The sequence below is a fragment of the Mycobacterium sp. genome, from assembly GCF_032161845.1.
In the GTDB taxonomy this organism is placed as follows: domain Bacteria; phylum Actinomycetota; class Actinomycetes; order Mycobacteriales; family Mycobacteriaceae; genus Mycobacterium.
This window is the reverse complement of sequence record NZ_JAVRQA010000122.1, coordinates 1-7,673: the sequence shown is the minus strand read 5'-3', so window position 1 is coordinate 7,673 and position 7,673 is coordinate 1. Positions and strand designations below refer to the sequence as shown.

At 64.3% G+C, this 7,673-nt stretch carries 6 protein-coding genes; 4 read left to right on the top strand and 2 right to left on the bottom strand.

The window, feature by feature from the left end:
• Positions 1-1,799: 1,799 nt before the first annotated feature.
• Both QOD90_RS07455 and QOD90_RS07450 read right to left on the bottom strand, forming a co-directional pair.
• On the bottom strand, positions 1,800-2,042 hold the full coding sequence (locus QOD90_RS07455) for a hypothetical protein (RefSeq protein WP_526348197.1): 243 nt from the start codon (positions 2,040-2,042) through the stop codon (positions 1,800-1,802).
• A 475-nt stretch (positions 2,043-2,517) separates the two neighbouring features.
• Positions 2,518-2,895, bottom strand: a complete 378-nt coding sequence (locus QOD90_RS07450) for a helix-turn-helix domain-containing protein (RefSeq protein ID WP_526348195.1) — start codon at positions 2,893-2,895, stop codon at positions 2,518-2,520.
• Positions 2,896-3,229: 334 nt separating this feature from the next.
• Here QOD90_RS07450 and QOD90_RS07445 point away from each other — a divergent pair, with 334 nt between their 5' ends.
• The 4 genes from QOD90_RS07445 to QOD90_RS07430 all read left to right on the top strand — a co-directional run.
• Positions 3,230-5,065 (top strand): PGRS repeat-containing protein, encoded by a 1,836-nt coding sequence (locus QOD90_RS07445; protein ID WP_526348193.1) that lies wholly within the window; start codon positions 3,230-3,232, stop codon positions 5,063-5,065.
• A 165-nt stretch (positions 5,066-5,230) separates the two neighbouring features.
• Positions 5,231-6,166, top strand: coding sequence for a formyltetrahydrofolate deformylase (gene purU / locus QOD90_RS07440; protein ID WP_526348191.1), 936 nt, complete (start codon positions 5,231-5,233; stop codon positions 6,164-6,166).
• Positions 6,167-7,085: 919 nt separating this feature from the next.
• A complete protein-coding gene (locus tag QOD90_RS07435; RefSeq protein ID WP_526348189.1) occupies positions 7,086-7,214 on the top strand; it encodes a hypothetical protein in 129 nt (42 codons plus the stop codon).
• 246 nt (positions 7,215-7,460) lie between these two features.
• Positions 7,461-7,673: hypothetical protein (locus QOD90_RS07430; RefSeq protein ID WP_526348187.1), on the top strand; the 213-nt coding region annotated here is incomplete at its 3' end.

Sequence of the window (7,673 nt, the reverse complement as noted above, 5' to 3'; positions counted from 1 at the left end):
GCAGTGAATCCACGCCCGCGACGGCCGAACGCCGAACCTGTTCGATGACGTCCACATTCGTCCCTGTCGTCACTGAAATGGAGCTGTGACGAAGCACGCGCTGCACTGTCGCTGCCTCGACGCCCATGCCTCGGGTTTCGCCAGCTGGGGCGGCATGTCGATCAGCGGTCCCAGTGGTCGCGGCGTCGCCAGCGGATCACATGAACCGCGCACCACCTTTACGTGGCCGTCAAGGCCGGCGATGAAGCGGCGAATCAAAGCGGACTTTGCCGACACCGGCCTCCCCGCGCAGCAACGCCACCTGTCCAACGCCGCGCCCAGCCCGCTGCGCCAAGACGCCCAAACGGGCCAACACCGATTCCCGCTCCAGCAGGATCTCCGTGAACGCCCGACGCCCCTTCCTTGCACTGCGCCGACGCCGGCGGGCGGTCGAGGCAAATCAACGATATAACCCCTGGCAAATCAAAGATAGGGGAAATGCCTCATGAATTCAGACCCGCGATGAGCACATACTGCATTGGAAACTCGTCCATCTTTGTTAATCCTTCGAAGAACCGCACAGTTGGATGAGCGGTGAAACTCCACATTCCTACTACTGCCGCGGCGGTTGTGTGATCGCCGCCCGCGGGCCGGCTGCCACGGGAGTGGTCGGCAAACCCGATTCACCGGGCCGCACCGGCCGCACCTTAGCCGACGGCCTTGTGAAGCAACCTTCACCGAGCTTGGGTGTTCACGAAAGGGGGAGTGATGGAGGTGGGTCGCGCCGGCGCCGTCATCGTGGTGAAACCTCGCGATATGAGCAGGGGGGTGTGTCCTTGCGGCTGGGCGACCAACCCGCGCCTACCACTGTCTTTGGCCAAGATCAACGCCCCGATCCATGCTGCGCGGCACGATTGCGGGCCCGCTATTCCGCTGATCCAACCTAGCGTCGTGATGGTCATGGAACGCCGCGGGATCCTCGACGTTGACTGCCCGCAGGGCTGCAGTGGCCAGCTGCCTCAGGTTGGCCAGCTACCAGACCGGCCGCGGATCGACACTCGTCCGGTAATCGTCGAGGCCACCCGTGGCACGTTCCACCGCAAACCTTTTGTTCAGTTAACAAACACGGTTACATCCGCTAACACAATTTATTGTGGGAATCGACGGTCTGTCGCTCGACTAGATCCGTGCCGGCTAGTCACCGACAGGCGACTCTTCGGAAAGTCAGAGAGAGAAACGTGAGCGACGCTCAACTCCCACATACCGGCAAACGCATCGCGGGAGGATTGGACGATATGACGGCGTGCCAAAACTTCATGTCGTCACATCTGCGGTGGGAATTGGCGCAGTTGATGTCGCGGGTGCGACCGGACGATCTATCAGCCGTTGAGATCACCGCTCTGCTGCTCGTTCTGAGACCGGCTGACTCCCGGGTTGTCGGCCGACCAACCACCCGGCCAAAGGTGCACCTTCGCCAGGGATGATGGCGCAGCGCTGCTCGCGGGCGTCATGACGCGCGGCCAAACCGGCGTGGGCGCTGCATCGCGCTGAGGATCGGCAGGTGGTCAGCGCGATGGGTAACCGCCAGGGACCGTACGGGCGAGGTGTGATCGGACTTGTGCACACTGCGGTGAAACGGCCCAGACGGCATGAGACCTTGCGCGAGGGCGTGGACGCACCTGTCGTCGTAATCTGCGTGACGTCCAAGGCGGCACTATCCATCGCTGTGATGCCGTCCCGATCCTTGCTCGGCGACGTCGCGAGCTCGTTGAAAAATGTTCGAGAATTACATATTTAATGCTCAGGTGGGTGAACTTACTTCACACGCCGGCGGTTAACTTACGGATTTGAATTACGGCCAGCGACTCGTCGGATACACGGTAGCACCCGGCGAATTTGCTAGCCAGCCGGATGCCGAGATGGTGGCTCGCGGGAATCGAGCTGTTCGCTTCTTCGCATCGCAACTGTTTACATGTGCTCAGCGTCGATGCACCTCCCAGACCGGTTTGGCCACCATAGTTGACGGCACGCAAGATCATCTTGCCAACGACATTGATGCGCATGGCGTTTCGACACTGCTCAACTGAATGCAGGGTCGCCGCAGCGACTTCGCGTCCAGCAATTTCGGCGCCGTTGGCAGTCGTTCGTCGGCAGTCCCGATCCGTGGTCCGCTCAGCTCGGCATCCGGCCGCAACGTTGGTGTTGCAGTTAACTGGCAGAGAATTCTCGGGCGATGTGTTTGGTTGTGAAAATTGGTGGGTAATCGATTAGCTTACGAAAGATATTGCGGGAGTGCGTATTGCCGTGGCCGGTCTTCCGCCGCACGCGACGCCTCAAATAGTCAACGGTGGTGCGATCATGGTCGGTACGGAATTCTCGGAGGAGAGCGACTACGTCGTTGCGGCACGCGATCATGTGATGACGGGCCGGAGCTGTGTATTGCCACATCTGCGCAGGGAGTTGGAACAGGTGCTGTCGCGGGTGCGGCCCCAGGATCTGTCAGTCGTTGAGGTCGTCGGCCTGCTCGGGATTCTGGACTCAGCGCATTCCCGGATTGTCGGCGGACCAACCGGCCGGCCAGGACTTGGCGTCCTCTGGGTTCGCGGCGAGGACCCGGCGCCTCAGCTCGCTTAGCAGTGAGTCGACAGACACCCCGGTCAGGTCACCGGTAAGCGTCGTTAGTTCGACCACCCCCAACTCGGTGCTGGACAGGTACCCGGCGGCTACTAGGGCCTCGACAGGCGACCGGCCGTACGCACGCGCGAGGGCGACCGCGGCTTCGGCACGTGGGGTGTTGGTGCCACGTTGCCAACGGGAGATGCTGGACTGATCGATGCCGGTCGCGGCGGCGATGTCCTTCTGTGCCGCATTGCCGGTCAACGTCACGACATACCGCCACCATGTCGTTTCACCCACCTGGTCAGGGTATGGCATAACCGCAATAGGGTTGGCTGGCGAGGGTTTCAGTGATTCGGCATTTTGCATCTTGCATTGAGTTTCGTCGTCAAGTTCCCGCCTTCGAGTGTTCCCGAGGACTGCTCACCGTACCGCTCGGATGCTCTAGCGCAGTCCTCGTCGCGACCATTGCAGGCAGTCATGCATACGCGTATGATGACATGCATAACCGCAAGGACTGACACCGGGGAGGACAACGCGCTCGCGACCGTCGTCGCGACAGCCCATCGGTGTACACGGCGTGTCACGTCACAACCTGCAGTGCGGCTCTAGGGAGCCTGATTAGGAGCTTGAAATGAAGAATTCCGTTTACCCATATGCGACAGGGCTTGCCATGGCCGGAGCCGGTGTCATGTTGGCCTTTGGTGCCGGCACCGCTCAGGCCGCGCCGGCGCTGGCCCCGCCAACGTCACCTCCCACCATTGAATGTCTTCTGGCATGGGCGGGCTGCTCATCCAGCGGCCTGGTGGGACCCAGCCTCGCCCTTACGCCGACCCCGAATGCGTTGGCAGCAGCCACGTTCGTGGGCCCCATGACGGGCGATCCGTTTTACGGCCTAATTGGCATCGCCGGATTGGTTCCCATCGTGAACATCTTCATCAGCAATGGCGTCAACGGTGCGCCGGGCACGGGCGCTAACGGCGGCAACGCGGGGATGTTGATCGGCTACGGCGGGACCGGCGGATCGGGTGCCGCGGGACAGGTCGGCGGCAGCGCCGGCAACGGCGGCCTGCTGTTCGGCAACGGTGGCACCGGCGGTGTCGGCGGAATCGGCGCGACGGGCGGAAACGGCGGCAACGCTGGGTTCCTCGCCTTGCTCGGCAGCGGAGGCGACGGTGGCGCCGGCGGGGTCGGCGCGGCGGGCGGCAATGGCGGCAACGCCGGTACCCTTTCTCTCTTCGGCCACGGCGGCGCCGGCGGCGTCGGTGGAAACGGCACAACCGGCACGGGAACGGTGGTGACGGCAGCCGCCATTACGAGTGCTGCGCGCACGGCCGCTGGGAACGCTGCTGCGCCTACGACGCCCACGACCGGTGCTGACGGTGTGAACCCGACGCCGAGTGGCCCGGCGGGCACCGAGGGCGCCGCCGGCGTGACCGGCACAATTACCGGTGGCAACGGCGTCGCCGGTGGTGACGGCAACAACGGCGGCGCTGGCGGAGCCGGTGGCGCGGTGGCGGGTACGGCACCCGTGGCGACCGGCGGGAACGGCGCTGCGGGCGGCAACGGCACCGACGGCGCCAACGGAGGGGCAGGCGGCGCAGGCGGCGCATCCTCAACGACTGGCACAAACGCAGTGGCCATCGGCGGTAACGGCGGAGTCGGCGGAAACGGCGGAGTCGGCGATACCAACGGCGGCGCGGGCGGAGCAGGCGGCGCAGGGGTCAGCACCACCGGAGTGGGTACCGGCGGTGCCGGCGCTAACGGCGGCGACGGCGGAACCGGCGCTGCCGGGCTGCCCGGTGGAACCGGTGCTGCCGGGATCAACGGCACCAACGGCACCAACGGCACCGTCGTCGGTACCAACGGCACCAACGGCGGCCCTGCGGGCGCCGGGGGCAACGGCGGCAGCGGCGGGCTCTTCGGTCGCGGCGGGGCTGCCGGTAACGGTGGAACCGGTGGAACCGGTGGAACCGGCGGAACTGGCCAGGCTGGCACGAGCGGCACTAACGGCACGTCCGGTGGCACGGGCGGAACTGGCGGTAACGGCGACGCTGGCGGTAACGGCGGGGTCGGCGGCGCAGGCGGCGCCGGCACGGGTGCCGGCGGCACCGGAGTCGGGGGGGTCGGCGGCCTCGGCGGCTCCGGCGCTACCGGCGGTCCAGGCGGAGCGGGCGGAACCGGCGGTCCAGGCGGAGCGGGCGGAACTGGTGGAACCGGCGCAGCAGGCGGAACCGGCGGAACCGGTGGAACCGGCGCAAATGCCGGTACCCCCGGGAGCGGCGGGCTGTTCGGCGGTCGCGGTGCGACCGGCACTACCGGCACTACCGGCACCGCAGGCACAACCGGGGCTACCGGCGCTACCGGCGCCACGGGCACAACCGGGGCAACCGGGGCAACCGGGGAAACCGGCACCGCAGGTGCCGGCGGCACCAGCGGGGCGAACGGCGCCCAGGGCGCGTCGTCATAACCGGGACGGCAGGGCCTCGGTAGAGGTACTGATATTCGTACAGCGGGGGCGTCGGCAGGCCCGACGCCCCCGATTCGTACCGGCGCCCACATCGTGGGGTCACACAGTCACCACCTGACGCAAAGCACAGAGCAGACAGAAGAAATGTCGTTGGGAAGGAAAGCCATGACGACTCTAAGCAATGTTGAGGGGGTGGACGCCCCGGTCAAGGGGCGGTACCCCCAATTCGATCGGGAGGCGTTGCCGGTCAACGATGTCGGCCGGCTGTTGTTGCGCTGCGCCGATCGGCCCGGGTTGGTAGCGGCGGTAAGCACCTTCCTGGCCCGGGCCGGAGCCAATATCGTCTCGCTGGATCAGCATTCGACTGAGCGGTCGGGCGGAACATTCGTGCAGCGCACCATCTTTCATCTGCCGGGATTGACGACGTCACTACCTGCGCTGGAATGCGGCTTCAGTGAGCAGGTCGCCGCGCCGTTCAACATGGACTTCGGACTCACGGACGCCTCCAAACCCAAGCGGGTGGCGATCATGGCGTCCAAAGACGACCACTGCCTATTGGATCTGCTGTGGCGCAACCGGCGCCGTGAACTGGACATGTCGGTGATGATGGTGATCTCCAACCACCCCGACCTTGCCGATCAGGCCCGCTCGTTCGGCGTGCCGTTTCTGCACGTGCCCGCCACCAAAGACATTCGGGCACAAGCAGAACAACGTGAACTCGACGTGTTGCGCGGCAATGTCGACCTGGTGGTGCTGGCCCGCTACATGCAGGTCCTCTCACCCCACTTCCTAGCCGACGTCGGTTGTCCCCTGATCAACATCCACCATTCGTTCCTGCCGTCCTTCATCGGGGCGGCCCCGTACCGGCGCGCCAAGGAGCGAGGCGTCAAACTCGTCGGCGCGACCGCGCACTATGTGACCGAACAGCTCGATGACGGACCGATCATCGAGCAGGACGTCGTGCGAGTGGACCACCGCGACGGCGTTTCGGATCTGACACGTCTCGGCGCCGACGTCGAGCGTGCCGTGCTGTCACGGGCGGTCTTGTGGCATTGCGAAGACCGCGTCATCCGATACGGCAACCAGACCATCGTCTTCTGAAGGAACCATCCCTCAAGAACGGAGTACGGAAATGATGACCACCACTGATGAAGTATTCGCGGACGCCGTCGCTGGTCGCCTCCAGCCCCGCCGGGTGTTCGTCCTGACAGCGGGCGGGTCGCGCGCCGTGTGCGGGTGCGGTTGGGCTGGCCACAAGAGGCTGTCGGCGGCCGGTGCCCGGGTGGATGCCTGGCTGCATGCCACCGAGTACGGGCACATGCCCGCGACCCCGCTAAATTTGCGACGACTGAGATCGTTGACAGTCTGGGGTCAGGATGGACTGGCCGCGAACGCCCCGTGAACGACGAGTCCTCGGCGGCCGGCTGGTCCGCCGATAACCCGGGAATGAGCCGGCCTCAGAATCGCGAGGAGTCCGGCGATCGCAGCGGTGTAACGGGGATATCCGCGTCCTACCGCTGACGACCTCCACGATTGCTGGACGGATACGGCCACGTCAATATTTCGTTCAAGCACAGTAGCGCTGAAAGTCGCTACGTATCGTCATACTTGGACTAAGTGGGTCGCCCCTTGTTTGCGGCTGCGATGGCCGGATCGGTGGGGCATCGTTCCACACTTTGCATTCGCAATCAGGTTCCACGCCATAGCCAATCGCGTGGAGTTGGCCCCCACGTTCCCGCAACATTCCCACCTAGCAAAACAACTTGATATTAATGGTATGGGACGAGTGAGACGCGGCCACCAAATATTATTAACGGCAATTTGTCTCAGTTGCTCACCCATCAGGAGCCAATGCGGTAGTAGATTGCCCATCGGAAGCCCCAACAGGGGATCACTTTTTCTCAGTTAGCGATTCATGCGGATACTCCGCGATCGGGGAGCACATTGCCGGGCCAGGATGAAGCGCGAGGCGGGGCGTCCCGAGCGACCCGTCATGAGGCATCGCGTGAGCGGATGTTCCGTGCCGCAGCCACCACCCTGCGCCGCTCAACATGCCGACACCGGTGAGTTGACCGGCGTCCCGCGCTGCCCGTACCTGTCGGAGACCCGGCCGATCTCGCATCGCCCGGTGCCGTCGATCAATGCCTGAGGGCTGTCGCCAACGCACGATCGTGCCAACGAAGCCCATCCCAGATGTCGGCGTTTCTGCGAGCCTCCTGCGCGGATAGGTGTGAGTCTCCTGAGACAACCATGTGATCGGGTTCACATCTGGCGGGATTGTATGCAGTATTCGATAGTCAACTGTGGCTCAACCCCGAGGTGTCCGCGCCCGGAATCGTGAACCACACGATGTACGCGTAAGGGGAATGTCATGGGATCGGTTAAAAACCCATTGATGACCGTGGTGCTGCTCACTACCGCCGCTTTGGCTGGCTGTGGAGGCGGTGGAGTCAAGACCAACGTCGCACCGCCACCACCGAGGCTGCTGACCAACACTGCTGTGCCCAATGCATCGAGCCCACCATTCAGTTTCGACATCGGCTACGTCGAGGCCGGCAAGTACTTTCTTGCCGACCGGAATAACAAAGCCGTGGATGTCGTGGACACC

Bases quoted from the DNA above. Each gene is read 5' to 3' on its own strand.
- QOD90_RS07455 (WP_526348197.1), bottom strand. From the start codon at position 2,042: ATGCGCATCAATGTCGTTGGCAAGATGATCTTGCGTGCCGTCAACTAT.
- QOD90_RS07445 (WP_526348193.1), top strand. From the start codon at position 3,230: ATGAAGAATTCCGTTTACCCATATGCGACAGGGCTTGCCATGGCCGGA.
- purU (WP_526348191.1), top strand. From the start codon at position 5,231: ATGACGACTCTAAGCAATGTTGAGGGGGTGGACGCCCCGGTCAAGGGG.